This is a genomic window from Pseudomonas sp. 37 R 15, assembly GCF_900004865.1.
Lineage (GTDB): Bacteria > Pseudomonadota > Gammaproteobacteria > Pseudomonadales > Pseudomonadaceae > Aquipseudomonas > Aquipseudomonas fluorescens_AM.
This window is the reverse complement of sequence record NZ_CVTV01000001.1, coordinates 1-1626: the sequence shown is the minus strand read 5'-3', so window position 1 is coordinate 1626 and position 1626 is coordinate 1. Positions and strand designations below refer to the sequence as shown.

The following is a 1626-nucleotide window of genomic DNA, read 5'->3' as shown; positions in this document are numbered from 1 at the left end:
GCCTGGGTCTGAACAGTGGCGACGAAGCCATGCAGAAGGCTGTGTCGAACCTCGACGTGGTCACCGCCGATCTGCAGACCGCCGTGATGAAAACGCGGATGCAGCCGATCAAGAAAGTCTTCGGGCGCTTCCCGCGGCTGGTTCGCGATCTGGCGCGCCAGCTCAAGAAAGAAATCAACCTGGAACTGGTGGGTGAAGAAACCGACCTCGACAAAAACCTCGTCGAGGCCTTGGCCGACCCGCTGGTCCACTTGGTGCGCAACGCCGTCGACCACGGCGTGGAAACCCCGGAAGAACGCGAAGCCTCGGGCAAGTCACGCAACGGCAAGGTGATCCTGGCGGCGGAGCAGGAGGGTGACCACATCCTGCTGTCGATTACCGATGACGGCAAAGGCATGGACCCGGCCATCTTGCGCAATATCGCGGTCAAGCGCGGCGTGATGGACAAGGACGCCGCCGACCGCCTGACCGACACCGAGTGCTACAACCTGATCTTCGCGCCCGGTTTCTCGACCAAGACCGAGATTTCCGACGTGTCCGGCCGTGGCGTCGGCATGGACGTGGTGAAGACCAAGATCAGCCAGCTCAACGGCTCGATCAATATCTACTCGACCAAGGGCCAGGGCTCCAAGATCGTCATCAAGGTGCCGTTGACCCTGGCGATCATGCCGACCCTGATGGTGATGCTGGGCAACCAGGCGTTCGCCTTCCCGCTGGTCAACGTCAACGAGATCTTCCACCTCGACCTGTCGCGCACCAACGTGGTGGACGGCCAGGAAGTGGTGATCGTGCGCGACAAGGCCTTGCCGCTGTTCTACCTCAAACGCTGGCTGGTGGCCTCGGCCAAGCATGAAGAGCAGCGCGAGGGCCATGTGGTGATTCTCTCGGTGGGCACCCAGCGCATCGGCTTTGTGGTCGATCAACTGGTGGGCCAGGAAGAAGTGGTGATCAAGCCTTTGGGCAAGATGCTGCAGGGCACCCCGGGCATGTCGGGTGCCACCATCACCGGTGACGGTCGCATCGCGCTGATTCTCGATGTTCCGAGCATGCTCAAGCGTTACGCCGCACGGCGTATTTGATTCTGGCGGGGCAGGGCGCGAGTGCCCGCCCCGTCTAACGGAGTGTTTATGGCAGTCAAGGTCCTGGTGGTGGACGATTCGGGTTTCTTCCGCCGCCGCGTCTCGGAGATTCTTTCCGCCGATCCAACGATCCAGGTAGTCGGCACGGCCACCAACGGCAAAGAGGCGATCGATCAAGCCATTGCGTTGAAGCCGGACGTGATCACCATGGACTACGAAATGCCGATGATGGATGGCATCACGGCCGTGCGTCATATCATGCAACGTTGCCCGACACCGGTGTTGATGTTCTCCTCGCTGACCCACGAAGGCGCCCGGGTGACCCTGGATGCGCTGGATGCCGGCGCGGTGGACTTCCTGCCGAAGAATTTCGAAGACATCTCGCGCAACCCCGAGAAGGTCAAGCAGATGCTGTGCGAGAAAGTGCACAGCATTTCGCGCAGTAACCGCCGCAGCCTGTTCAGCGCACCTGCCCCTGCCTCTGCGCCGACGCCTGCACCCGCACCTGCAGCGGCGCCAGCGTCGTCGTTCAGCCGCGCCGCGCCGG

The 1626-nt window shown here is 62.1% G+C and carries 2 protein-coding genes; both read left to right on the top strand.

The features are described from left to right. The coding region (locus BFQ04_RS00010; RefSeq protein WP_139111872.1) for a chemotaxis protein CheA at positions 1-1079 on the top strand (1079 nt) is incomplete at its 5' end. Positions 1080-1127: 48 nt separating this feature from the next. Continuing rightward, the coding region (locus BFQ04_RS00005) for a response regulator (protein WP_139111871.1) at positions 1128-1626 on the top strand (499 nt) is incomplete at its 3' end.